18 protein-coding genes are annotated in these 22,964 nt (G+C 68.2%); 2 read left to right on the top strand and 16 right to left on the bottom strand.

Annotated features, from left to right (window positions below; translation table 11 throughout):
* Window positions 1–11 precede the first annotated feature (11 nt).
* Genes pcaF through IEQ11_RS04670 form a run of 3 tightly spaced genes read right to left on the bottom strand, consistent with a single transcriptional unit; the run spans window position 12 to window position 2,865 of the window.
* Window positions 12–1,220: a 3-oxoadipyl-CoA thiolase gene (gene pcaF / locus IEQ11_RS04680; RefSeq protein ID WP_191821943.1), complete on the bottom strand. Its 1,209-nt coding sequence runs from the start codon at window positions 1,218–1,220 to the stop codon at window positions 12–14.
* Complete coding sequence (locus tag IEQ11_RS04675) at window positions 1,217–2,008, bottom strand: CoA-transferase subunit beta (protein ID WP_191821944.1); 792 nt, start codon at window positions 2,006–2,008, stop codon at window positions 1,217–1,219. Before IEQ11_RS04675 ends, pcaF begins: the two co-directional genes overlap by 4 nt.
* Complete coding sequence (locus tag IEQ11_RS04670) at window positions 2,005–2,865, bottom strand: CoA transferase subunit A (RefSeq protein ID WP_191821945.1); 861 nt, start codon at window positions 2,863–2,865, stop codon at window positions 2,005–2,007. Before IEQ11_RS04670 ends, IEQ11_RS04675 begins: the two co-directional genes overlap by 4 nt.
* Before the next feature lie 202 nt (window positions 2,866–3,067).
* Between IEQ11_RS04670 and IEQ11_RS04665 the strand changes: the two genes are divergently transcribed.
* Window positions 3,068–3,946, top strand: coding sequence for an IclR family transcriptional regulator domain-containing protein (locus IEQ11_RS04665; protein ID WP_228464648.1), 879 nt, complete (start codon window positions 3,068–3,070; stop codon window positions 3,944–3,946).
* 122 nt (window positions 3,947–4,068) lie between these two features.
* Here the strand turns inward: IEQ11_RS04665 and IEQ11_RS04660 are convergent, their stop codons facing one another.
* From IEQ11_RS04660 to IEQ11_RS04600, 13 genes are all read right to left on the bottom strand, one after another.
* Complete coding sequence (locus IEQ11_RS04660; RefSeq protein ID WP_191821946.1) at window positions 4,069–5,001, bottom strand: SphA family protein; 933 nt, start codon at window positions 4,999–5,001, stop codon at window positions 4,069–4,071.
* A gap of 436 nt (window positions 5,002–5,437) precedes the next feature.
* On the bottom strand, window positions 5,438–6,817 hold the full coding sequence (locus IEQ11_RS04655; RefSeq protein WP_191821947.1) for a dicarboxylate/amino acid:cation symporter: 1,380 nt from the start codon (window positions 6,815–6,817) through the stop codon (window positions 5,438–5,440).
* A gap of 514 nt (window positions 6,818–7,331) precedes the next feature.
* Window positions 7,332–9,053 carry a BatD family protein gene (locus IEQ11_RS04650; RefSeq protein WP_191821948.1) on the bottom strand — a complete coding sequence of 574 codons (1,722 nt, stop codon included), beginning with the start codon at window positions 9,051–9,053 and terminating at the stop codon, window positions 7,332–7,334.
* Between the two features lie 5 nt (window positions 9,054–9,058).
* Window positions 9,059–10,795, bottom strand: a complete 1,737-nt coding sequence (locus tag IEQ11_RS04645) for a VWA domain-containing protein (RefSeq protein ID WP_191821949.1) — start codon at window positions 10,793–10,795, stop codon at window positions 9,059–9,061.
* Entirely contained in the window at window positions 10,792–11,808 is a 1,017-nt protein-coding gene (locus IEQ11_RS04640; protein ID WP_191821950.1) for a vWA domain-containing protein, read from the bottom strand. The genes IEQ11_RS04645 and IEQ11_RS04640 overlap by 4 nt, the downstream gene beginning before the upstream one ends.
* Window positions 11,808–12,263, bottom strand: a complete 456-nt coding sequence (locus IEQ11_RS04635; protein WP_425494674.1) for a DUF4381 domain-containing protein — start codon at window positions 12,261–12,263, stop codon at window positions 11,808–11,810. Before IEQ11_RS04635 ends, IEQ11_RS04640 begins: the two co-directional genes overlap by 1 nt.
* Window positions 12,260–13,156, bottom strand: coding sequence for a DUF58 domain-containing protein (locus IEQ11_RS04630; protein ID WP_191821952.1), 897 nt, complete (start codon window positions 13,154–13,156; stop codon window positions 12,260–12,262). The genes IEQ11_RS04635 and IEQ11_RS04630 overlap by 4 nt, the downstream gene beginning before the upstream one ends.
* 127 nt (window positions 13,157–13,283) lie before the next feature.
* Entirely contained in the window at window positions 13,284–14,309 is a 1,026-nt protein-coding gene (locus IEQ11_RS04625; protein ID WP_191821953.1) for an AAA family ATPase, read from the bottom strand.
* A 312-nt stretch (window positions 14,310–14,621) separates the two neighbouring features.
* Window positions 14,622–16,688 (bottom strand): type IV pilus secretin PilQ, encoded by a 2,067-nt coding sequence (locus IEQ11_RS04620; protein ID WP_228464650.1) that lies wholly within the window; start codon window positions 16,686–16,688, stop codon window positions 14,622–14,624.
* A 60-nt stretch (window positions 16,689–16,748) separates the two neighbouring features.
* Window positions 16,749–17,300, bottom strand: coding sequence for a pilus assembly protein PilP (locus tag IEQ11_RS04615; RefSeq protein ID WP_051547484.1), 552 nt, complete (start codon window positions 17,298–17,300; stop codon window positions 16,749–16,751).
* Window position 17,301: 1 nt separating this feature from the next.
* Window positions 17,302–18,012 (bottom strand): type IV pilus inner membrane component PilO, encoded by a 711-nt coding sequence (locus IEQ11_RS04610; protein ID WP_036108728.1) that lies wholly within the window; start codon window positions 18,010–18,012, stop codon window positions 17,302–17,304.
* Window positions 18,009–18,824: a PilN domain-containing protein gene (locus IEQ11_RS04605; protein WP_191821954.1), complete on the bottom strand. Its 816-nt coding sequence runs from the start codon at window positions 18,822–18,824 to the stop codon at window positions 18,009–18,011. The genes IEQ11_RS04610 and IEQ11_RS04605 overlap by 4 nt, the downstream gene beginning before the upstream one ends.
* A complete protein-coding gene (locus tag IEQ11_RS04600; protein WP_036108732.1) occupies window positions 18,824–19,882 on the bottom strand; it encodes a pilus assembly protein PilM in 1,059 nt (352 codons plus the stop codon). The genes IEQ11_RS04605 and IEQ11_RS04600 overlap by 1 nt, the downstream gene beginning before the upstream one ends.
* Before the next feature lie 496 nt (window positions 19,883–20,378).
* On the opposite strand from IEQ11_RS04600, the gene IEQ11_RS04595 reads away from it, so the two are divergent.
* Window positions 20,379–22,952 carry a penicillin-binding protein 1A gene (locus tag IEQ11_RS04595; RefSeq protein ID WP_191821955.1) on the top strand — a complete coding sequence of 858 codons (2,574 nt, stop codon included), beginning with the start codon at window positions 20,379–20,381 and terminating at the stop codon, window positions 22,950–22,952.
* Window positions 22,953–22,964: the final 12 nt, after the last annotated feature.

Raw genomic sequence — 22,964 nt, 5'->3', positions numbered from 1 at the left:
GCGACGGCGCGTCACGACACGCGCTCCAGGGCCAGCGCGATGCCCTGACCGACGCCGATGCACATGCTGACCAACGCGCGCCGCCCGCCGCTGAGTTCGAGCTGGCGCGCCGCGGTCAGCGCCAGTCGCGCGCCGCTCATGCCCAACGGATGGCCGAGCGCGATCGCGCCGCCGTTGCTGTTGACGTGCGCGGCGTCGTCGGCCAGACCGAGTTGGCGCAGGCTGGCCAGCGCCTGGCTGGCGAAGGCTTCGTTGAGTTCGATGGTGTCGAAATCGCCGATGCCCAGATCCAGCCGCGCCAGCAGCTTGCGCACCGCCGGCACCGGACCGACGCCCATCAGCCGCGGCTCGACTCCGGCGGTCGCCTGCCCGAGCACGCGCGCGCGCGGACGCAGGCCATGGCGCGCCAGCGCGGCCTCCGAGGCGAGCAGCATGGCCGCGGCGCCGTCGTTGATGCCCGATGCGTTGCCGGCGGTGACCGTGCCCGGATCGCGGAACGGCGTCTTCAATGACGACAGCGCCTGCAGCGTGGTCTGCGGACGCGGCTGCTCGTCGTGCTGCACGCGCACGATCTCGCCCTTGCGCCCGGCCACCTCCACCGCGACGATCTCCTGCTCGAAATAACCCGCCGCCCGCGCGCGCGCGGCGCGTTGCTGGCTGCGCAGCGCGAACGCATCCTGATCGGCGCGGGAAATGCCGAACACTTCGGCGACGTTCTCGGCGGTCTCGGGCATGGTTTCCACGCCGTACTGCGCGCGCAAGGCCGGATTGACGAAACGCCAGCCCATCGTGGTGTCCTCGATGCGTTGCTCGCGGCCGTAGGCGCCGGCCGCCTTGCCCATCACGTACGGCGCGCGCGACATCGACTCCACCCCGCCGGCGATGGCCAGATCGATCTGCCCCGCCGCGATCGCGCGCGCGGCGGTGCCGATCGCGTCCAGGCCCGAACCGCACAGGCGATTGAGCGTGCAGGCCGGCGCATGCCAAGGCAGACCGGCCAGCAGCGCGCTCATGCGCGCGACGTTGCGATTGTCTTCGCCGGCCTGATTGGCGCAGCCCAGCCAGATTTCGTCCAAGGCCTGCCAGTCCAGTCCGGGATGCCGCGCCATCAGCGCGCGCAAGGGGATCGCGCCCAAGTCGTCGGCGCGCACTGCGGCCAGGGCGCCGCCGTAGCGGCCGATCGGCGTACGCACGCCGTCGCAGAGAAACACCGCGCTCATGCGTCCGCTCCCGATGGTCCGCCGTGCGCCTGCGCGGTACGCGCATGCAAGTCGCGCAGCGTCGCCAGTTCCTGCGCTCGCGGGCTCGCGGTTTCGACCAGCGCGTCGGCGAAACGCAGCGGCCAGCCGGTCGCCTGCGCGACCTGTTCGCGGCTCACGCCCGGATGCAGGCTCACCACGGTCAACTCGCGCGTGCGCGGATCGGGTTCCAGCACGCACAGATCGGTGATCACCGCGACCGGCCCCCGCCCCGGCAAGCGCAGGCGTTCGCGATGATCGCCGCCCTCGCCGTGCCCGACCGAGGTCACGAAATCCAGCCTGTCGACGAAACTGCGTCGCGATTGCTTGACGATCACCAGCACCTCGCGCGCGTTGGCGGCGATTTCCGGCGCGCCGCCGGCGCCGGGCAGACGCACCTTCGGCGCGTGGTAATCGCCGATCACCGTGGTGTTGAGATTGGCGTAACGATCGATCTGCGCGGTGCCGAGAAATCCGACGTCGACCCGTCCGCCTTGCAGCCAGTAGCGAAAAATTTCCGGCGTGGCGACCACCGTGTCGGCGGTCTGCGCCAGTTCGCCGTCGCCGATCGACAACGGCAGCACGTCCGGGCGGGTGCCGATCGGACCGGATTCGTAAATCAATACGGCCCGCGGCGCGTGGGTGAGCCGGGCCAGATTGGCCGCGGTCGAAGGCAGGCCGATGCCGACGAAACACACCGCGCCGTCGGCCAGGCGCCGCGCCGCGGTCACCGTCATCATCTCGTCGGTGCTGAAAGCCGGCGCGTTCATGCGGCCTCCCGCGACGATCGATCCAGCGCCCGGCGAAAGCCGGCGAAGTCCTCGGTCTCCAGCACGTGACGCTGGATCCATTGCGCGAACCGGTCGCGATCGCGCGCGATCGCGTCCCAGGCGTTGTAGAAGCGGTTGTCGCGCGGGTAGTAGCCGAGCGCGTACGAAGGCGCGGCGCCGCCGGGCACATGGCATACCGCGCTGACGGTCCAGGCCGGAAGAATGCAGGCGTTCGGCCATGCCTGCAGATCGTCGACGATCTCCTCCACCGTCACGATCACCCGCCTGGCGGCGAGCGCGGCTTCCTTCTGCACGCCGAGAATTCCCCATAGCAGCACGTTGCCGCGACGGTCGGCCTTCTGCGCGTGGATCACCGCGACATCCGGGCGCAACGCCGGCACCGCCGCCAGCGATTCGCCGGTGAACGGACACTCGATGAAGCGGATGCGCGGATTGACCTTGGGCAGGTCGGAGCCGGCGTAAGCGCGCAGCACCGCGAACGGCAATCCGGCCGCGCCGGCGACATAGGCGTTGGCGAGGTCGGCGTGGCTGTGCTCCTGCGTCTGCAGCGGCCGCGGCCACTGCTGCTCCACCGCGTCGCGCAGGCGATGCAGCGATCCCACCCCGGGATTGCCGCCCCACGAATAGATCAATTTGCTCGCGCAGCCGGCGCCGATGAGCTGGTCGTAGATCAGATCCGGCGTCATCCGCACCAAGGTCAGGTCGCGGCGGCGCTGACGGATCAGTTCGTGGCCGGCGGCGAACGGAATCAGATGGGTGAATCCCTCCAGCGCGACGAAATCGCCGTCTTGCACGTGCGTTGCGATCGCTTCGCTGAGTTCGAGGATATCGGCCATGCGCGGTGAGGTTCCTGTTGCGACGACGAATTGCGATGACGACTTGCGGCGCCGACATGAATGTTTCGTCGGTGGCGCTTCGACGCGATAGACGCTAGGTTGATCGCAGCGCAGCATTCAAGATCGAATATCGAATTACTGTGCGATTACCGGACAGCTGCGAAACCACCGGTTTTTCCCTCGCAACAACAGTGATCTGAGCATGCAAAAAGAACGCAGAAAATCCGCATCAAGCGCCGGCGTGACGGTTCGCGGTCCAAAGCCGTCCGCGCCGCCGATGGGCTCCAGCGCGGTGCGTCGCATCATCGAAACCATCGAGCAATGCGAGGGCGATCCCGACTTCATGACCTCGTTCGCGCGCGGGCTCGCGGTGCTGCGCGCATTCACCGGCCACACCCGCGTGCTGAGCGTGTCGCAGATCAGCCTGCAGATCGGCATTCCGCGCGCGGCGGTGCGGCGCGCGCTGTACACGATGCTGCGGCTGGGCTACGTGTCGGAGACCGACGGCGGCTATTGCCTGCAACCACGCGTGCTCGGCATCGGCAACGCCTACCTGTCGTCGGCGACGCTGGCGCAGATGGCGCAACCGGTGCTCGACGCATTGCGCGACCGGGTGCAGGAGTCGTGTTCGCTCGGCGTGCTCGACGAAGACGAGGCGCTGTACGTCGCGCGCGCGCAGACCGTGCGGATCATTTCGGTCGGCCTGCATCCGGGCAGCCGGATTCCGGCCTATTGCTCGTCGCTGGGGCGGATGTTGCTGGCGCACCTGCCCGAGGCCGAGCTGGAAACCTATCTGGCGCGCGTGGCGATGCGGCCGCGCACCGACCGCACCGTGGTCGAACGCGCGCGCCTGCGCACGCTGCTGGAGAAAGCGCGGCGCAGCGGCTACTGCATCGTCGACCAGGAACTGGAACTGGGCCTGCGTTCGGTCGCGGTACCGGTGCGTTCGGCCAAGGGCGAAGTCGTCGCCGCGATCAACATCGGCACCTCCTCCGCGCAGGCGACGCTGCGCAAGCTGGAAACCGAATTGCTGCCGCAACTGCGGGTCGCGGCGATGCAGCTGGAATCGCTGCTGCAGTAGTCGCGCGCGCCGGCGCGCGGGAAAAAAACAGGCCGGCGAACCGGCCCGGACAGCGATCGCCATGGCATGCGCGTACCGCCCGGGGGAAGGCGGTGGCGGCCCGCGCCGCGCAAGCGGCTGCGTCAGAACACATGCATCCAGCGCAGCACCAACTGCTCGCCGGCGGCGCGGTTGCGGGCATGGCTTTCGAAATAGTAATTGGCGATCAGGCGATCGCTCTTGCCGCGCCACTGCACGCCCGGCCCGACGCCGAACAAATGCTCGCGCGATGCCGCCTGGCTGATGCCGTTGATGCGATCGGCAGTGCTTTGATTGAACACGTACATGCCCGCGCCGATCCGCCACTGCGGGGCGACCAGGTAGGACGCGCTCAGGTTCATGTGCCATGCCTGGCCGACCTGGGTGTTGCGCACCGGTGCGCCGAAGCGCGCGTCCAGGCTGGTTTCCGGGTCGGTGTTGCGGCCGTTCCACAGGTACATCAAGCGGCCGCTGACTTCGAGCTTGTCAGTGCCGCGCCAGGTGAAGGCGTAGTAAGGGTTGAAGCTCCAGTAGTTGTTGCCCAGATTGACCGCGGCGGCGCGGTCGTAAGCGCCGATCGGCACGTTGAAGCCCAGGGTCAGGCGCGAACTGAACGGCCGGCCGAACAGATGCTTGCCGCTCCACTGCACGAACGGGCCGACGAAGGTGTTGCCCAGCCGGGTCTGGCTCTCGTCCAGCGCGCCGGTCTTGATGTCGAGACTGGCGATCGGCTGGATCACTTCCACGCCCGGCGCGCCGCCGAGGAATTCCCGATCCCAGGCGTAAGCCAGATGCGGCCGCGCGACCCACAGGTCGCGGCTGAAGGCGCCGGGCCGACGATGGCCGCCGGCGTCGTAGCTGTCGGAGGCACGGAAGTTGCTCATGCTCCACTGGAACATGAAACCCTTGCCGCCACCGCCGTCCTCGAAACTGGTCGAGCCCAGATTCACCGGCGGCGCGGCCAGGTCGATCGCCGCGGCGGATGCAGACCATCCCATGGCGAGCGCCAGGGCGCTCACCCGATATCGATTGCGCATGTTTGTTCGTCTCCGGGTTGGATACGCGGCGCCATGCGCCGCGGCCGCGCAATGCGGCCGATCGCGCATGCGGCCCGCCACGCGCGGTCCGTATGGCCATGACGCATCGCGACGTGGACGTCGCGACGCCGAGGCATCGCCTGCGGTCCGCCGACTGCGGAATGCGCGGACCGCGTGCATGCATCGAGCAGCGACGCTAAGACCCAGCGCACCTGCACATCAAGCCCGGTTCTGGAACTTTTGTGCGATTACCGCACACGGCATTTCATGACTGAAATGCCCGGCACGTCGGTTGTGCCTTACGCGTGAATACGCGATCGATTGAGGTCGCAAGCACGCACAGCGAACGTGCCGCCGACGCCGCTTGCGACCCCTCGCGCCCGTGCGAACGCCCACCTTCGGCGGGCGTTGGCCGCATCGCGAGCGCGCGGCGCGATCAGTCGGACAATCGCTCCGCCGGCGGGTCCTCGACCCCGCGCGAAACCATCGCCGCGATCGCGATGTCGCCGGTGACGTTGAGCGTGGTCCGGCACATGTCGAGGAAGTGGTTGACGCCGAGGATCAGGCCGATGCCCTGCGGCGGCACGTTGACCATCGCGCAGATCATCGCCACCACCGGCAGCGAACCCGACGGGACGCCGGCGGTGCCGATGCCGCCCAGGATGCACACCAGCATCACCATCACCTGCTGGCCCAGGGTCAGGTCGACGCCGAAGAACTGGGCCAGGAAGATCACCGTGACGCCTTCGAACAAGGCGGTTCCGTTCTGGTTGGCGGTCGCGCCGACGGTCAACACGAAACGCGACACGCGCCGCGGTAGCTTGAGTTCGTCCTCGGCCACGCGCAGCGCGGTCGGCAGGGTGGCGTTGCTCGACGCGGTCGAGAACGCCAGCACCATCGCTTCCTGCACGCCCTTGAAGAATTCCAGCGGCGAACGTCCGCCGATGAATTTCAACGCCAGCGAATAGATCACGAACAAGTGGATGGCCAGCGCGGCCACGACCACGGCGACGTACTTGGCCAACTTGAACAGCAAGTCCCAGCCGAACTGCGAGGCGAGGTTGAACATGAAGCAGAACACCGCGTACGGCGCCAGCTTGATCACCAGGCCGATCAGGGTCATCGAGATATCGAACAGGCCCTGGATGCCGTCGCGCAGCGTGTCGACGCCCTTGGACTTGGTCAGCACCATGCCCACGCCGACCATCAGGGCGAAGAACATCACCGCCAGGATCGCATCGTCGGCCGCGGCCTGGATGACGTTGCTGGGCACGATCGAGACCAGCATCTGGATGCCCTTGGGGGCGTCGCTGCTGCCGGCCACGATGCTCTGCGCGCGCTCGGCGTTCTCGCTCATCATCAGCTGCGCCTGGGCCGGATCGACCCCGGCGCCGGGCTGGAAGATGTTGACCATGACCAGGCCGAGCACCACCGCCAGGCCCGACATCACCACGGTCAGCCCGAGCGTGCGCCAGCCGACGCGGCCGAACGAGCGGATGTCGCCCATCTCGCTCACGCCCATGACCAGGGCCGAGAACAGCAGCGGGATCACCAGCATGAAGATCAGGCGCAGGAAGATCTCGCCGGCCGGGCCGGTGACGGTCTCGCTGAACAGCTTCAGCAACGGCCGGCATTGCCAGGCCACGTCGCTGCCGGCCGCGGCGGTCGGGCAGGCGTCGCCGGCCAGCTGCGCCCAGGTGGCGCCGCCGATGCCGGCGGCATAGACGATCAGGCCCAGCACCAGACCGGTCAGGAAGCCGATCGCCATCTTCCAGTGCAGCGGCAGCGGCTTGCGCGCGGATGCGGTGTCGCTCATCGGGCTGCGCTCATGGTTTTGCTCATAGTCGCGCTCCTAAAGGGGCCTGGCCAAAACAATCGGCAGGATACACCAGGGGGTTGTGGGGCTTGGCTGGCGTGGGTGGGTCGGGGGGTGGCGCGGCTGGGCGCTGGCTGGAAACAAAAGCGAAAAGCGAATCCCCCCCTGCCCCCCTTTTTACAAAGGGAGGAAAAGCACGGGTTGCTTGGAGACGGAGTGGAGGTCGTGCTGGTGGTGGCCGTTATGCGACGGGGCCGCGAGGCCAAAATCAAGCCAAAACCGAGCCAACGCCGAAGCCGAAGCTAGGTAGGCGTAGAAAACGAACGCACACTCAAGGGGCGATGACGGGGCGATACCGGTAGCAAATGCGCGGAGCTGGTGCGAGGGCAACCCAAGCCGGTTAACCACCACAACGTCCCGCCCCATCCCGAAGGGGTCCCCCCCTTTGCAAAAGGGGGGCCAAGGGGGATTCGCTTTTGCTCTTCAGCTATCGCCCTTTGCTCTTGCCCAGCCCTCAACCCCGAGGCGGATACAGCGGCGGCAACGGCGAAGGCGCTTCGACCGCGACCTCGCGCCACTGCGGCGGACGCGCGAACGCCGCGCGCAGCTGATTGCGCGCGGCGACGCCGTCGCCACCGCCCCAGCGCGCGCGTCGCAGCGCCTGCACCGCCTCGCGTTGCTCCGGATCGACCAATCGCTCGACCAGTTCGTCGTCGTCGGCCGCGGGCGGACGCGCGAGCGAACGCAGCACCGTGGCGATCTGTTCGAAATCGCCGACATCGATCAATTGCTTGAGCGCCGGCAGGTTCAAGGCCAGCGAGCGCGCGCCAGCCGCGGCCGGCGCGGTACCGGTCGCCGCGGCCACGGCCGGCGCGCGCGACGGCTGGCCGCGCAGGTGCAGCGCCCAGAACAGGGTGATCAACCAAAGCACCGCGAACAACAGCGCCGCGCCCGCCCACGCCGCATTGCCGAGCGGCGACGCGGATGCGGCCGTCGCATCGGTGCCGATCGCCGCGCCCGTGTTCGCCGCGTCGGTCGCCTGCGCGCCGCCGGGATTGGACGCCGCAGCCGCCGCGCCGCCGATGCCGGTGACGGTCAGGTTCAACGGCGGCAAGGTCGTGCTGCGCGCCGCGCCGCCGACCACGTCCCACCAGTCCATGCGCAGACCGTCCACCCGCACCGGACCCGGACGCGACGGCACCAGCGAGAACTTGCGGATCAACCGCACCCGCGGCCGGCCTTCGTTGAAGCCCTCGTCGGCCTGGACCGGCTCGGGGAACACCTGCACGCCATCGATCGGCGGCAGCAGCAGTTCGGGCAATTGCGCGGCGTTGGCGCCGTCGATGGTGGCTTCGACCACCACCGCCGCCGCGCTGCCCACGCGCAGGCCTTGCGGCGTGCTGCGATAGCGCATGGTCACGCTGCGCAATGGCAACCACGGCTGCGGCGCATTCGCCGGCGCGGCCAGCACGTTGAGGGTGCGCGGCCGCGAACGCGCGTGCTGATCGTCGCCGCCGCTGCCGGTGAGCTGATCGAACAGGCCCGGCGCGCTGCGTCCGTCGAACCGCGCTTGCGGCAGCGCCATCGGTCCGCTGCGTTCGGGCACCAGCAGGAAGCGGCGCTCGACGATGGTGTAGCGGCGGCCGCTGATGTCGCGGTCGTATTGATTGTCGTCGCCGACCCGGGTCAGGGACGCACCCTGCGGCGTGGGTTGATCGAGCTTGCCGCCGACCAGGGTCAGCGCCGAATACAGCCGCACCGTCAAACCCACCGCCTGCTGCACGTACGGGCTGTCGTCGTCGACCAGCGTTTCCATGAACACGTCCGCGCCGGTCGCGACCGGTTGCGGTTGCTGCGGTGGCGGCTCGGGCGCGTTGCCCACGACCATCACGCTCAGCGGCCGCGTGCTCATGCCGTTGACCTGCAGCGACGGAATCGTCAGCAGCCCGCTGCGCAGCGGCCGCAGCGAGGCCAGGAACAAGGTGCGCATCACCATGCCGCCGCGCCCGGGTTCCAGGCTGGTGCCGGCATTGCTGGCGATCAACTTGAAGTCGCCGAGCAAGGGCCCGTAGTTCGGACCGCTGCCGGCCACGCCTTCGAGCTGGATGCTCAGCACCAGGCTTTCGTCGGCGTTGATGCGATCGCGATCGAGCCACGCGCGCACCTGCGCGAAGGCGCCGGCGCTGAACGTCATCAGCGCCAGGCACAACCCGAGTTTGACCAGCAATCGCGACATCGGCCTCAATCTCCCCGCAACGCCTGATTCTGGCGCCGCTCGTATTCGATCTTGAATTTTTCCCGCAGCAGGCTGCCCGGATCGTCGGGCACGCGCTTGAGCCAGGCGTCGTTGGCGACGCGGCGCTCGCGCTGTTCGGGGGTGAGCGGCTTGGCTTGTTGCTGCGCCTGCGCGGTCTTCTGGCCAGGCTGCTTCGCCTGGCGCTCGAGTTCGCGCTGGATCTTCTCGCGCTGCGCGGCATCGGCCTTGCGCTGCGCGTCCGGGTCCTTGGGCGGCTGCTCGGGGTTGGGTTTTTTCGCATCGTCGGGCTTGGACGGCTTGGGCTGTTGCGACGGATCGCCCTGCGGCGGCGAGTCGCCCTTGCCCTTGTCGTCCTTGTTGTCCTTGCCGTCCTTGGGCTGCGATTTCGAATCGCCCTTGTCGCCGTTCTTCGGCGGCGGCTTGCGCTTCATCGCCGCCTCGACCGCGCGCTTGTTGGCGATCGCGTCGGCCATGCCCGGCTGCAACTTCAAGGCGCTGTCGTAGGCCTTGATCGCCTCTTCATAGCGGCCCTGGCGCGCCATCGCGTTGCCGAGGTTGTACTGCGCATCGGCGCCCTGGCTGCGCTGGTACAACTGCGCGGCGCGCTCGAATTCGCCCTTGCGATACGCCTGGGTGCCCTGCTCCATGCGTTCGTGTTCGACCTGATCGGGGCGTTTCCACAGGCCCTGCGCATGCCCGGGCGCCATCGGCAACCACAGACACAGCAACAGCGCCGCGGCCACGCCGCTGCGACGGCGAAACGCGAGCAGGGCCAGCAGCATCAGCGCAGGCAGCAGCCAATAACCGTTGTCTTCGCGGGTGAGAGTCTTCTCGCCCTGCGCGGTGCCGGCGTCGGCCGCGCCCGGCGCGAGAATGCGCAAGGCGCGCAGATCGCTGTCGTCGTTGCTGATCGCGGCGTAGCGGCCGCCGCCGTCGGCGGCCAGGCCGCGCAGCGAATCCACATCCATGCGCGCCATCACGATGCGTCCGTCGGGCCGCTGAAACGCCGCGCCCGCGGCGGTGCCCAGGCCGAGCGCGGAAACCGTGTAGCCGTCGGCGGCGGCCTTGGCCGCGGCGCGGCGTTCGTTGCCGTCGGCGCGGTCGCTCAGTATCAATATCTGCCCGCGTTCGAAACCGGCCTGACGCAGCAGCTTGGTCGACCATTCGATCGCCCGGTCCGCGCGCTGGCCGTCGCCGGGCATCACGTCGGGCGCGAGCGCGTCGAGAAACACCGCGAGGTTGCGCGGGTCGTCGGTCATCGGCGCGACGGTGTAGGCGTCGTCGGCGTACACCACCAGGCCAATCTGGCCGCCGCTACGCTGGCGCAGCAACGAGGCCAGCTTGGCTCGCGCATGGGCCAGTCGTGTCGGCGGCAGATCGCTGGCGAGCATGCGGCTGGACAGATCCAGCGCGATCACCAGCGGGGTTTTTCCCTGCCACAGCGGTTGTTCGCTCTGACGCCAGCTCGGGCCGCTGAGCGCGCAGACCGCGATCACGTACGCAAGCACCGCGGCGATGACCGCGAAACGCGAACGCCGGCCGCCGCGCGACTCGAGCAGATGCGGCAGCAGATGCGCATCGACCGCGCCGCGCCAGACGCTGCTGCGCTTGCGCCGGCTGCGCCACAGCCAGCCCAGCAGCGGCAACGCCAGCAGCGCCCACAGCCAGTGCGGACGCAGGAATACCAAGTTCGCATCGCCGAACCAGGTCAGCGGATTCATGCCCGCCTCCGTCGCGGCAACACGAACGCCAGCAAGCCCAGCGCGAACGCGCCGGCCAGCGGCCAGGCATAGCGTTCGATATGCGGGCGCACCGCCTTGCCCGGACGTTTCACCGGTTCCAGCCGGTCGATCTGGGCGTAGATGCCGACCAGTTCGGCGGTGTCGCGGGCGCGGAAGAATTGTCCGCCGGTGAGGCTGGCGATCTTGCGCAAGGCGTCTTCGTCGATCTCGGCGTCGCCGCCGGGGATGGCGATCTTGAAACCGAACAGCGACATCGAACCGTCGCCGCCGAAGGCGATGGTGTGGATGCGCACGCCGTCGTCGCGGGCGATCTGCGCGGCGCGCTGCGGATCGGCGGTGCCGGGCGTGTTGACGCCGTCGGTGAGCAGGATCAGCACGCGCTGCCCGGCCGGTTGTTCGCGCAGGCGCTTGACCGCCAGGCCGATCGCATCGCCGATCGCGGTTTCCTGTCCGGCCAGTCCGACCACGCTGTCCTTGAGTTGATCGCGCACGGTGTCGCGATCCAGGGTCAGCGGCGTGAGCACGTAGGCGCGGCGGCCGAACACCAGCAGGCCGATGCGATCGCCGGCGCGGCGATCGAGGAAATCGGCGAGCACCGCCTTGGCCGCGGTCAGGCGATCAACCGGCGAGGACCCCAGGGTCATGTCGGGTTCGCTCATGCTGCCGGACAGGTCCAGCGCGAGCATCATGTCGCGACCGACCTGCGGCGGTTGCACCGCATCGCCGAGTTCCTGCGGCCGCGCCGCGGCGATGCACAGCAGCGCCCAGGCCAGCCACGCGAGCGCGCCGGCCCCGCCGCCGCGCAGGCTGCGGCCACCGGCCGCGGCGACCGCGTCCAGGCGTTCGCCGAACGGCACCTTGAGCGCGGCCGAACCGTCGCGCGCCGCCGGCAACAACCAGCGCACCAGCAGCGGCAGCGGCAACGCGGCCAGATACCACGGCCACGCGAATAACTCGCGCGCATCGCTTATCAGGCTGTTCCACCACGGCATCAGGACACGCCCATCCAGCGCAGGAAACGCTGGCGCGCGAGTTCGCGCAAAGCACTGGCTTGTTCGGGATCGACCTCGCGGCGATAACCGCCGTCGAGCAGCAGCCGGCCGACGCCGTCGGCGAAATCACGGCGTTTGCTGCCGCGATCGAGAAATTCCAGCCATTGGTCGCCCTGCAGGCGATCGGCATCGCGATCGCGGCGGCGCGCGGCGCGGCGCAGCAATTCGGACATCGCCGCCACTTCGGCCGCGGGCGTGGCGGCGTCGGCGAGCGCGCGATCGAATACTTCGTTCATGCGACGGCGGCGGCGTTCGCGCCAGCGCCGTAGCGCATACAGCGCCAGCGCGACCGACGCGAGCGCGCCGATCACCATCCACCAGCCCGGCGCCAGCGGCCACCAGGACGGCGCCAGGGTGTTGTGCACATCGCGCAGAGCCAGCGGCGCCGACATCAGGCCACCAGCGGCCGCGCGCGACCGAGCAAGGGCAGCCACGATTCGCTGGCCGCGTCGGTCGACAGCGCCTGCACGCGCACGCCGCGCAGCGGCAGTTTGTCCAGTGCGACCTCGACCGGCGCGACGAAACTGTCGTGCCAGCGCTTGCGCTGCGCGTCCACGCCCAGATCGAGTTCGATGCGCTGGCCGTCGCGACTGAACGGCAACGCCGACAACGGCGGTTGGGTTTCGATCGGATCGGTCAGCAGCAGCACGATCACTTCGTGATGCTGAGCCAGCACCGCCCAACGGCGCTGCGGCAAGGCGGCGATGCTGGCCGGATCGGTCAGCACGATCAGGCGCGAGCCCGGCCGCAGCAGACGCGCGGCGTGATCGAGCGCGACCCCGAGCCCGGCATCCTCGGCCGGCGGCTGGGTGTACCAACGCACCATCGCGTCGAGCACGCGCAAGGCGCCGCGCGGGCCGGAGGCCGGCGTCACCGGCGCTTCGCGCAGGCTGCCGCGCAGCGCGGCGATGCGATCGCCGTCGCGCGCCGCGGCCCAGGCCGCGACCGCGCCGGCACGCGCGGCCTGCACCGACTTGAAGCGCACGCGGGTACCGAAATACAGCGACGGCGCGGTGTCGGCGACGATCAGTGTCAAGCGTTCGCGTTCGGCCTGGAACAATTTGGTATGTGCGCGACCGGTGCGTGCGGTCAGGCGCCAGTCGATATGGCGCGCGTCGTCGCCGAGCGAGTACTCACGCGATTCGGCGTACTCCATGCCGCGCCCGCGCAGCGGCGACAGCGCCTGTCCGCTGACGCCGTGGCGGCCCAGACGCGCGCTGCGACGGCCGCTGACGGCAGCGCGCAGCGCGACTAACTCGGCCAAGCTGGGAACGACGCCATCACTCATCAAACGATTCCGTTGTCGCCCAAACCGCCATGAATTCCAGACTCGACATCACGCTCGCTCATCAATCCATCCAATATCGCGAACGCCGCTGTCACGAATCCCGAATCCCAACTCCCGAATCCCGGCCTCAAGGCAACGGCACCTTCTTGAGCAATTCGCCGAGCAGGCGATCGCCGTCCCAACCTTCCGCGGTCGCTTCGTAGCTGGGCAGGATGCGATGACGCAGGACTTCCGGCGCGATCGCGCGCACGTCGTCGGGGGTCACGAAGTCGCGGCCGGCCAGCCACGCATGCGCGCGCGCGCAGCGCTCCAGCGCGATCGAGCCGCGCGGGCTGGCGCCCCAGGCGATGCGCCGCGCGAGCGCGGGGTCGTAGCGGGCGGCATCGCGCGACGCCAGCACGATCTCGACCAGATAACGTTCCACCGACGGCGCGACATGCAGATCCAGCACCGACTCGCGCGCCGCGAACACATCGGCCAGCGGCATCCTGGCCACCGGCGCCGGCGCGGTCTTGAGCGTCTGCCGCGCGCGCTCGCGCGCCAGCCGCAGGATTTCGGTTTCGGCGGCCGCTTCCGGATAGCCGATGCGTACGTGCATCAGGAAGCGGTCGAGCTGCGCTTCGGGCAGCGGGAACGTGCCTTCCTGCTCGATCGGGTTCTGGGTCGCCATGACCAGGAACAACTGCGGCAAGGCGTAGGTCGCGCGGCCGACGGTGACCTGGCGTTCGCCCATCGCCTCGAGCAGCGCCGACTGCACCTTGGCCGGCGCGCGATTGATTTCGTCGGCGAGCAGGATCGGATGGAAGATCGGCCCGGGCTGGAATTCGAAGCGGCCTTCCTGCTGCCGCCACACCTCGGTGCCGGTCAGATCGGCCGGCAGCAGGTCGGGGGTGAACTGCACGCGCGCGAACTCGGCTTCCAGGCGCGAGGCCAGCGCACGCACCGCGCTGGTCTTGGCCAGGCCGGGCGCGCCTTCGACCAGCAGATGGCCGTCGGCCAGCAGCGCGATCAGCAGCCGCTCGATCAGCTCGGCCTGGCCGACGATTTCCAGCGCCAGCGCATCGCGCAGCGCGCGGAAGGCGTCGTGCAGGCGCGCGGTTTCGGCGCCGGAGGCGATGGCGGGATCGCGGGCAAGGGTTGATGCGTTGTCCATCCGGTATCCAGGTGACGCGCCGGGCAAGGGCGGGGGCAAGGTGGGGTTTGGGCCGATTTTGACCGAAGTTCGCCGTCAAGGTTCAAAACGTCGTTCTACTTCGGCGATCAAGGGGCTCATTCAGACGCGCGCGGCGATCGCGGGGAAGTGCCGAAGGTAGGGCATGGGGTCGCCCGTCGGGCCGGGCCGGACGCGGCGGCGCCGTGGCGTCCGCGGCTGTTCAGCGTCGTCGCAAAGGCCGATCGCGAAGTCGCGATCGCGCAAACGCAAAGAGGGCCCGTAGGCCCTCTTCGCTGTTACCGGTGCCGCGACTCAGCGCTGCGTCACCTGCATCACCTTCGGCGTCACGAAGATCAGCAGCTCGGCTTTTTCCTTGCTGCGGCTCTTCTTCTTGAACAGATTGCCGAGGAACGGGATGTCGGCCAGGAACGGCACCTTGGACAGATCGGTGCGATCGCGGAACTCATAGACGCCGCCGATCACGACGGTCTGACCGTCCTCGACCAACACCGCGGTATTGATGTTGCGCTTGTTGATCTGCGGCACCTGACCGATCGAGGTATCGACGAAGCCTTCGACCTCGTCCTTCTTGACGCTCATGTTCAGGAACACGCGGCCGTCGTTGGTGATGGTCGGATTGACCTTCATCTCCATCAGCACGTCCTTGAACTGGACGTTCGGGATCGGAATGCTGTTGCCGCCCTGCTGCGGCGAGATCGTCACGTAGCCGACTTCCTGGCCCTGACTGATCACCGCCTCACGCTGGTTGCTGGTGACCACGCGCGGGTTGGACACCACTTCGCCGCGACCTTCGGTCTGCATCGCGGAGAACTCCATGTCCAGGTTCACCCACTTGCCGAGGATCGTGAACGCCAAAGCGCCGGCCGGGTTGAGGACGCCAACATTGCTGTTGAGGCTGGCCGGGAACAGGAAGGCCGGATTGGTGATGGTCTGCAGCAGCGAACGTGCCTGATCGCGCAAGGCCGTGGCTTTGGCGTTGTCAACTCCGTCGAACAGACTCGCGTCGCTCGTCAGCTTATTCGCCTGAGCGGTGATCAATTCGTTCTTGGCAGCGGTATTGCGGTAGTTGTTAATGCTCTCCAGCGTACCGCTGGTGATCACATCGCCCTTCTGCCCGGAGACGCCAAAGCGCGCGCCGAGGTCGCGGGCGAAGCTTTCGGTCGCGATCACGATGCGCGCCTCGATCAGGACCTGATCGACCGGACGGTCGATGACCCGGATCAGCTCCTTCATCTGGGTCACTTTCTTCGGGATATCGCTGATCATCAAGGTGTTGGTGCGCTCGTCGGCGACCAGACGGCCGCGCGGCGACAGGAAGCCGTTCTCGTTCTGCGCGCTTTCGCCACCACCACCGCCACTGCCACCGCCACCGCCACCAATGCCCTTGGCCTCGGTCAGCGCCTTATAGATCTGCGCGGCATTGTGGTAGTTGATCTGGATGTATTCGGTGGTCAGGTCGACGCGGTTGTCGAGCGCGATGCGCGCGTCTTCGCGATCCTGCTCGTACTTGGCCACTTCAGCCTGCGGGGCGACCCACACCACGTTGCCGCTGCGGCGCTTGTCCAGGCCCTTGGCCTGCAGGACGATGTCCAGCGCCTGATCCCACGGCACGTTGACCAGACGCAGGGTGACGTTGCCCTGGACCGTGTCGGCCGCGACGATGTTGAGGTTGGACTCTTCGGCGACCAACTGCAGCACGGTGCGCACCGGCACGTCCTGGAAGTTGAAGGTCACCGGGCGGCCCGAGTAGCTGCGGACCACGCCGGCCGGCGCCTGCGAAATCGTGCCCGAGGTCGGCGCGGCATTGCCGGACGACTTGGCGCCCGCGGCCGCGCCCACCGCGCGATTGCCGGCCTGCGCGGTGCGCGGCACGACTTCGACGATGTAGTCGCGACCGGTCTGGTAGGCCATCGTGTCGAATGCGCCGCTGGTGTTGAGCACCAGCTGGGTGCCGGTGCCGGCCACGCGCGCGTCGATGCGCTGCACCGGCGTGGCGAAGTCGACCACGTTGAGCTGGCGCTGCAACGCCGCCGGCAATTGCGCATTGCCGACATTGACCAGCACTTCCGAGCCCTGGTTGCGCATGTCGGGCATCGCGCCGTCGCCGCTGAAGCGCACGATCAGCTTGCCGGAGCCGCCGTCGCCGCGCTTGAAGTCGATGTTGGCGACCGAAATCGTGCCCGGCAATTGCTTGGACGGGTCGTTGCTCGGCGTCGGCGCCACCGTCGCGGCGGCGGGCAACTGAGCCTGCGGCTGAACCACGGGCGTCGCGACGGCGGCCGGAGGGGCCGCATGGACAGCGCTGATGCCGGCGAGCACGCCGACCACGAGCCCGGCCATGCGGGCGCCGGAGGCCATGGGGCGTCGGGCCGACGGCATGGATTTGGCGTTGAATACGATCATCATGCTATCCCCTAATCATTGATCTTCCAGCGCCACGGAAGCCGGACGTTCCAGCCAACCGCCTGCGCCATCCGGCACCAGTTCCACCAAGTCGATGCGCTCCTCAGAAACGCTGGTCACGCGACCATCGTTCTGCCCCATGTACGCACCCGGTCGAACACGATAAGTCACTTTGTCGGGCGCCATGACCAGCGCCACGATACCGCTGCCGCGTCCGAGCGTCCCGACCATGTCGAGACCATCGAGCGGGAACTGTTCCAGCGGCTGCTTGCGTCGCTCCTTCTCGGGGCGCGGGCCGGAGCCGTTGTCCTGATCGGTGAAAGCGGTGCTGAACGGATCGCGCATGTCCTGCGCGGTGTATTCGAAAGTCTCGAACTGCTGCATGACCGGCAGCGGGTCCAGCGGCGGCGCCGGCTTGGCCTTGACCTCGGCCACCCACTTTTCCAGGTTGGGCGCATCGCCAGGGGTGCTGGTGATGGTGCGGAAGCAACCAGTGGAGAACAACAGCAGGGCGACCGCGAACAGGCCGCTGGTCCAGGAGCGATTGAAAGCGAGGCGATTGGCCATCTCAGTCAGCCCCCTTCTTGTCGTCGGCCTTTTTCTTGTCCTTGCTGCCGCCCGCGGCGTCTTCTGCGGTTTGCGTTTGCGCAGCCATCTCGTCTTCATCCAGATAGCGGTAAGTCTTGACCGTACCGGCCAGCTCCAACGGACTGTTCGGGGTGATGCCGCCGACCGCGTCCTTGTTGTTCTTGCCCTTGGGCTTCAGCGAGATGTCGTGCATGGTCATGATGACCACGCGCGGCAGCGAGGCCACGCCGCTGACGAAGGCGCCGAACTGGTGGTAGGTGCCCACCATGCGCAGCGCGATCGGCTTCTCGGCGTAGAACTCCTTGGGCACTTCCGCGCCGGGCTGGAACAGCTCGTTGGAGATGCCGGTCGCCAGGGCGGTCTGCGAGATGTCGACGATCAGGTCGGGCATTTCGGTCTTGCTCGGCAACTGCCGCAGCATCTGCTGCAATTGCTGCTCCATCTGCGCGAGCTGCTGCTTGAGCGGTTCCAGGTTCGCCGCGCGACCTTGCTTGGTCTCGAAGGTCGTGCGCAGTTCCGATTCCTGCCGCTCGAGGCCCTGCAGTTCTTCGCGCTTGTCGCTGACGAACAGCCACCAGGCCAGACCGACGATGATCACGCCGACCAGCGCGCAGAACACGATCTGCGCGTTACGCGGCCAACCGCCGATATTGTTGATATCGAGGTTCTTCATAGAAGCCTTCTTGCTCACGACGCGGCTCCTGTCTTGGTGGGGGCGGCGGGCACGGGCTTGACCGGCGCGGCGGCAGGCTGAGCGGGAGCAGGCGCGGGCTTGGCGGGCGTCGTGGCCGGCGCGGTACCGGGCTTGGCGTCAGCCGGCGCCGCGGGCGCGGTACCCGCCGGAGCCGCGGCCGGAGCCGTCGTCCCCGCGGGCGCGGCCGCACCATCGGCAGGCACCGCGGCGGCGTCGCCGGGAGCCGGCGCATCCGGGAAGCCGTCGCCGTCCTCGTCCTTGGGCGCGTTCGGGTTGGCCAGCTTGACCTGCAGCTTGAACTCGTACGGCAGGCCCTTCTCGTTGCCCTTGGCCTCGATGATGCTCAGATCGGGCTTGGTCATCCAGCCGGACACTTCGAGGTTGCGCATGTAGGTACTGACCCGGGCGTTGGACTGCGCGCGACCTTCCAGGGTCAGCGTTTCCGCGTCCTGCTTGATCGCGGTCAGCACCGCGCCGTCGGGAATCGTGCGCACCAGCGAATCGAACAGATGCACCATCTGCGAACGGTTGGACTGCAGCTTCTCGATCACTTCCTTGCGCGCGAGCAGCTTGGACTTCTTCTTGTCGAGCTCTTCGATCTCGGTGATCTTCTTCTCGACCTCGGCGATCTGCGTGTCCAGGAACGCATTGCGCTTGCGCTGACCGCTGATTTCGCTGCTGTAGTAGAAGACGATCAGGACCGACAGCGCCAGCGCGGCCAGGACCGACAGCAGCATGATCGCGCCGAATTCCTTCTGTCGTGCCTTGCGGCGCTCTGCGCGCCACGGGAGCAGGTTGATGCGTGCCATCAGTCGAAGCTCCTCAGGGCCAGGCCGCAGGCGATCATCAGCGCGGGCGCGTCCTGCGCCAGGGCATGCGCCTGGACGCGCGGGCCCAAGGTCATGTGCGCGAGCGGATTGGCCACGGTGGTCGGGACGCCGAGTTGCTCCTCGACCATCTCGGCGATGCGCGGAATCGAGGCGCCGCCACCGGCCAGCACGATCTGATCGACGCGGTTGAACTCGCTGCCGGCATAGAAGAACTGCAGCAGGCGACTGACCTGCTGGACCATCGCTTCCTTGAACGGCTCCAGCACTTCGGCCTGGTAGCTCTCCGGCAACCCGCCCTGGCGCTTGGCCAGACCGGCTTCCTCGTAGCTCAGACCGTAGCGGCGCATGACCTCGTCGGTCAGCTGCTTGCCGCCGAACACCTGTTCGCGGTGATACAGGCTGCGGCCGTTGCGCAGGACGTTGAGCGTGGTCATCGTCGCGCCGGAATCGACCAGGGCGACCAGACCGTCGCGCGGCCCGCTGAGGGTGTCGGCGAGCAGCGCGAACGCGTTCTCGATCGCGAACGCCTCCACGTCCATGACCCGGGGGGTCAGGCCGCCGAGCTCGAGCGCCGAAGCGCGCACCTCGACGTTCTCCGATCGCGAGGCCGCGAGCAGCACCTGGACCATGTCCGAAGCGCCGGGCATCGGCCCGAGGATCTCGAAGTCGTGGTTCACCTCGTCGATCGGATACGGCACGTAATTGGCCGCCTCCAGCTCGATCTGCGACTCCATCTCGTCTTCGTCCAGATCGTTCGGCATGCCGATGACCCGGGTGATCACCGAGGATCCGGCGACCGCGGCGGCGGCATGCTTCACGCGGGTCCCCGAGCGGGCAACGGCGCGTTTGATCGCCTCGCCCACCGCTTCGACCTCGACGATGTTCTTTTCCACCACCGCATTGGGCGGCAGCGGTTCGACAGCATAGTGCTCAACCCGGTAGCGGTTGCCGACTCTTGAGAGCTGCAACAGCTTTACCGCGGTCGAGCTGATGTCCACGCCGACCAAGGCCGGCTGGCTTTTTGTGATGAGTCCCACAGTTATCTCCCCATGCCACAAGCGCTTACGCGCACTTCGTGTGGCCCCGGATTAGATAACGGACTTTTCACAGGCTGGCAACCACTTCTTTCGTGAATGCCAACCAAGTCGTGCTTTTTTGACCCTCAACGTCACGTGACCGCCACCGTCAGTCCACTCGTCGGGCGTCCCGACGCGAAACCGCGCGCGGGCGCCTTTGCGCCGGCCGAATCGGGAATCGCCCAGCGGCGCGGGCCGCTTTGCCGATCCTGCCGCCAAGGCCGGGGCGCGATCCGTGCCGGCGCCGGCATTTGCGCGTTCGCGACGGCGCGGATCGGTTGGCGAAACACCCGGTCCGGCCGCCAATTGCGCGAAACCGGCCCGCCCGGACCGGTCGCGGAGCCGCCGCGACCCCGGCACGGACCGCCCGGACCCGATCGGCAAACCGGGCCCCGGGTCGCGATCCGCGCTCCTCTATACTTCCCCGCTACGACCACCGACCCCGGAACCCGCTTCGATGTCCCGTATACGCCGTTGGCTGCGCTGGGCGCTTTACGCGTTCATCGGCGTGGCCCTGCTGGGCGCCATCGCGCTCGGCACCTTGTACTACCTGATCGTCCCCAAACTGCCCGACGTCGAAACCCTGCGCACCATCGAGCTGCAGGAACCGATGTACGTCTACGCCCGCGACGGCCGCCTGATGGCGATGTTCGGCGAGACCCGGCGCTACCCGATCGCGATCGAAGACGTGCCCGAGCGCCAGAAACAGGCGTTCATCGCGATCGAGGACTCGCGCTTCTACCAGCACCACGGCATCGACTACAAAGGCATCGGCCGCGCGATCTGGCTGCTGGCGACCACCGACGACAAGCGCGTGCCGGGCGGTTCGACCATCACCCAGCAGGTCGCGCGCCAGTTCTTCCTGAGTTCGGAATACAGCTACAAGCGCAAGCTCGGCGAAATGCTGCTGGCCATGCGCATGGAGCAGGAGCTGAGCAAGGACGAGATCTTCGAGCTGTACTTGAACAAGAGCTTCTTCGGCAACCGCGCCTACGGCGTGGGCGCGGCGGCCGAGTTCTACTACGGCAAGAAGATGAGCGAGCTGTCGCTCGACGAAATGGCCTCGCTGGCCGGCATTCCGAAGTTCCCGTCCAGCGGCAACCCGCTCAGCAATCCCGAGCGCGCCAAGATCCGTCGCGACTACATCCTCGACCGCATGGCAGAGCAGCGCTTCATCAGCGCCGAGGAAGCCGCCCAGGCCAAGGCGGTGCCGATGCACGCGACCCCGCACGAACGCCCGGTCGAGGTGTATGCGCCGTACGTGGCCGAAATGGTCCGCCAGGAAATGGTCGCCCGCTACGGCGCCGAGGCGCTGACCAAGGGCTACCACGTCACCACCACCATCGACCCGACCCTGCAGATCGCAGCCGACAAGGCGATCCGCGACGGCCTGTCGGTGTACGACCGCCGCCACGGCTGGCACGGCGTGGAGCAGCACTTCGACCTCGCCGCCGGCGACGACGCGGCGGCCATACGCGTGCGCCTGCGCGGCATTCCGGCTCAGGCCAACCTGCTGCCGGCCGTGGTCCTGTCGACCAGCGGCTCGCAGGCCACGGTCGCGCTCGGCGACGGCACCGAACTGACCCTCACCGACAAGCAGGGCTTCGGCGGCCGCAGCCCCGGCAGCCTGCTGACCCGCGGCGATCTGGTCCGGGTCGCGCGCCTGGAAACCCCGGCCAAGCCGGTGGCCGAGCCCAAGCCCGGCGAAGCCGCGCCGGCGGCGCCCGCCACCCCGGCTGAGCCGCCGATCGTGACCTACCGTCTGGATCAGCTGCCGCAGGCGCAGGCCGCGCTGGTCTCGCTGGAACCCGCCGACGGCGCGCTGCGCGCCCTGTCGGGCGGCTACAGCTTCGCCGGCGCCAAGTTCAACCGCGCCACCCAGGCGCGGCGCCAGCCCGGTTCGAGCTTCAAGCCGTTCGTGTACGCGGCCGCGTTCGAACGCGGCTACAACCCGGCCTCGATCGTGCTCGACGCCCCGGTGGTGTTCAAGGACCGCCGCGGCCACCTGTGGCGCCCGCAGAACGACGGCGGCAATTTCGCCGGCCCGATGCGCGTGCGCGAGGCGATGGTGCAGTCGCGCAATCTGGTCTCGGTGCGCCTGCTCGATGCCATCAGCGTCGATTTCGCGCGCAAGTACATCAGCCATTTCGGTTTCGATCCCGAGCAGTTGCCGCCGAACCTGTCGATGTCGTTGGGCACCGCCTCGCTGACCCCGCTGTCGGTCGCGCGCGGCTATTCGGTGTTCGCCAACGGCGGCTTCCGCATCACCCCGTGGTTCATCGACGAGGTCAAGGATCGCGCCGGCGCGGTGGTGTTCAAGGAAAAGCCGGCCACCGCCTGCCCGCAATGCGGCGGCCGCGGCGGCACCTCGTCGGCGGCGTTGCCGGTCAGCAACGTGGTCGACGGCTTCGACCTGGGCCCCGCGCCCGGCGCCGACAGCGCGGCCAAGAAGCCCGATCCGAAGGACAAGGCCAGCAAGGACAAGAAGCCGGCCGAACCGGAAAAGAAGCCGCTCACCCCGGCCGAAATGGCGGCGCTGAACCTGGCCCCGCGCGCGATCGACGACCGCATCGCCTACCAGATCGTGTCGATGCTGCGCGACGTGGTCAAACGCGGCACCGGCACCGCGGCCAAGGTGCTCGGCCGCGAGGACGTCGGCGGCAAGACCGGTTCGACCAACGATCACCGCGACGCCTGGTTCTCCGGCTTCGGCGGCCCGTACGTCACCACCGTCTGGGTGGGCCGCGACAACTACAAGTCGCTGGGCTACCGCGAGTACGGCGGCAAGGCCGCGCTGCCGATCTGGATCGACTACATGCGCGTGGCGCTCAAGGACAAGCCGATCCAGCCGAACGAACCGCCGCAGGGCATGGTCAAGGTGTCGGTGGCCGGCAACGGCGCGCTGATTCCCGACGGCACCGGCGGCGTGATCGAATGGGTCAAGGCCGAAGACCTCGAACGCATGCAGACCTACACCGATTACGGCACCGAAGACGCCGCGCCATCGGAAGAATCGTTCGACATCTTCTGATCGCGGGCGGAC

This window comes from Lysobacter capsici (genome assembly GCF_014779555.2).
Classification (GTDB): Bacteria; Pseudomonadota; Gammaproteobacteria; order Xanthomonadales; family Xanthomonadaceae; genus Lysobacter; species Lysobacter capsici.
Note: the sequence above shows the minus strand (reverse complement) of the source record. Positions and strands in the feature narration are given on the sequence as shown.

Excerpts from the sequence above, each read along its gene's own strand:
- IEQ11_RS04620 (WP_228464650.1), bottom strand. The coding sequence starts at position 16,688 with ATGGCCTCCGGCGCCCGCATGGCCGGGCTCGTGGTCGGCGTGCTCGCC.
- IEQ11_RS04615 (WP_051547484.1), bottom strand. The coding sequence starts at position 17,300 with ATGGCCAATCGCCTCGCTTTCAATCGCTCCTGGACCAGCGGCCTGTTC.
- IEQ11_RS04640 (WP_191821950.1), bottom strand. The coding sequence starts at position 11,808 with ATGCCGTGGTGGAACAGCCTGATAAGCGATGCGCGCGAGTTATTCGCG.
- IEQ11_RS04670 (WP_191821945.1), bottom strand. The coding sequence starts at position 2,865 with ATGGCCGATATCCTCGAACTCAGCGAAGCGATCGCAACGCACGTGCAA.
- IEQ11_RS04645 (WP_191821949.1), bottom strand. The coding sequence starts at position 10,795 with ATGAATCCGCTGACCTGGTTCGGCGATGCGAACTTGGTATTCCTGCGT.
- IEQ11_RS04630 (WP_191821952.1), bottom strand. The coding sequence starts at position 13,156 with ATGAGTGATGGCGTCGTTCCCAGCTTGGCCGAGTTAGTCGCGCTGCGC.
- IEQ11_RS04655 (WP_191821947.1), bottom strand. The coding sequence starts at position 6,817 with ATGAGCGACACCGCATCCGCGCGCAAGCCGCTGCCGCTGCACTGGAAG.
- IEQ11_RS04605 (WP_191821954.1), bottom strand. The coding sequence starts at position 18,824 with ATGGCACGCATCAACCTGCTCCCGTGGCGCGCAGAGCGCCGCAAGGCA.
- IEQ11_RS04650 (WP_191821948.1), bottom strand. The coding sequence starts at position 9,053 with ATGTCGCGATTGCTGGTCAAACTCGGGTTGTGCCTGGCGCTGATGACG.
- IEQ11_RS04675 (WP_191821944.1), bottom strand. The coding sequence starts at position 2,008 with ATGAACGCGCCGGCTTTCAGCACCGACGAGATGATGACGGTGACCGCG.
- pcaF (WP_191821943.1), bottom strand. The coding sequence starts at position 1,220 with ATGAGCGCGGTGTTTCTCTGCGACGGCGTGCGTACGCCGATCGGCCGC.
- IEQ11_RS04665 (WP_228464648.1), top strand. The coding sequence starts at position 3,068 with ATGCAAAAAGAACGCAGAAAATCCGCATCAAGCGCCGGCGTGACGGTT.
- IEQ11_RS04625 (WP_191821953.1), bottom strand. The coding sequence starts at position 14,309 with ATGGACAACGCATCAACCCTTGCCCGCGATCCCGCCATCGCCTCCGGC.
- IEQ11_RS04595 (WP_191821955.1), top strand. The coding sequence starts at position 20,379 with ATGTCCCGTATACGCCGTTGGCTGCGCTGGGCGCTTTACGCGTTCATC.
- IEQ11_RS04660 (WP_191821946.1), bottom strand. The coding sequence starts at position 5,001 with ATGCGCAATCGATATCGGGTGAGCGCCCTGGCGCTCGCCATGGGATGG.